1 protein-coding gene is annotated in these 1,357 nt (G+C 72.7%); it reads left to right on the top strand.

The window, feature by feature from the left end; genetic code table 11:
- Nucleotides 1-1,357, top strand: a 1,357-nt coding sequence (locus tag E0504_RS49335) for a DUF222 domain-containing protein (protein WP_373694024.1), incomplete at its 5' end; no start/stop codon positions are given.

Below are 1,357 nucleotides of genomic sequence, written 5' to 3'. Positions count from 1 at the left end.
GCCTGACATCGGCCTGATACCGGGCCTGGACGCGCAGACCGCACCGCTGGCGGATCTGGAAGCCGCGATCTGCGGGTGGGCAGGGCGGCTCGCGGCTGCGACCTGCGGCTGGCTGGTCCTCCTCTCCGCCTTCGAGCGGCGGGGCGGCTGGTCGGGGATCGGGCTGCGCTCATGTGCGCACTGGCTGTCCTGGCGCTGCGGGATCGGACTGCGTGCCGCCCGGGAACACCTGGCCACGGCCCGCGCCCTCGAACAACTCCCCAAGGTGCGGGCGGCGTTCGCCGACGGGACGATCTCCTACTCGAAGGTCCGGGCGATCACCCGGATCGCCGACCCGACCACCGAGCCGCTCTGGCTCGAACACGCCCTGCACTGCACCGCAGGCCAGCTGGAACGCCTCGTCCGCACCCTCCGCCAGACCACCGCCGACCCGAACGACCGTGCCAGGACGCAGGCGGCCCGGCGGGTCTCCTGGCGCACGGACGACAACGGCATGCTGCACCTGACCGCGGTCCTGCCTCCCGACGAAGGCGCCCACCTCATCACCGCGCTCGACGCCGCCCGCGCCAGCCTCGACACCACCACCACCGACGCCGGCACCGACGCGGGCCAGTCGCCCCCCGACGGGGAGATCGTGGCCGCCCCACGGGACCGCCGACGCGACGCCGACGCACTGCTCGCACTCGCCGAAGGATTCCTACAACAGCCCGCTCCCGGGCTGACCTCACCCGCCCACACGATCACCGTGCACATCGACGCGACCACCCTGCTCGACACCACACAGCCACACCCCCCACAGCCCAGGCCGAGGCCCGGATCCCGTGCGGAGATCTCACCCGCGACCGGCCTGTCCCCCACGGTCCTGCGTCGACTCGGCCGCGACGGGCTGATCCGCACCCTGCTCACCGACACCCACGGCAACCCACTGCGGCTCGGTCGACGCCGCCGACTACCGAACCGGCAGCTCCGCGACGCCGTCCACGCCCGAGACAGAGGCACCTGCCAGTACCCGGGCTGCGCCCACACCCGACGGCTCCACACCCACCACCTCATCCCGTGGGTCGAGGGCGGCGGCACCGACATCGACAACCTCACCCTCGTCTGCGGCGAACACCACCGCACCCTGCACGATGAGAACATCAAGCTCCGCAGAACCACCGCCGGGCGGATCATCGCCCTGCTCCCCGACGGCCGCACGCTCGACCCGGCACCGCCCGCCAATCCGGGGGCCCGACCCGCCGAGGTCCTCGCCGAAGCCACTCGACACGTGGCGCCAGACGCGATCATCACCCGGAACGGCGGCCCGTTCCACCTCGACGACTCGATCCGCGCACTCCTGCGAGATCACGCCGCGTGA

Source organism: Parafrankia sp. BMG5.11 (assembly GCF_004337455.1).
The sequence above is the reverse complement of the archived record's forward strand: the minus strand, read 5'-3'. Positions and strand labels throughout refer to the sequence as shown.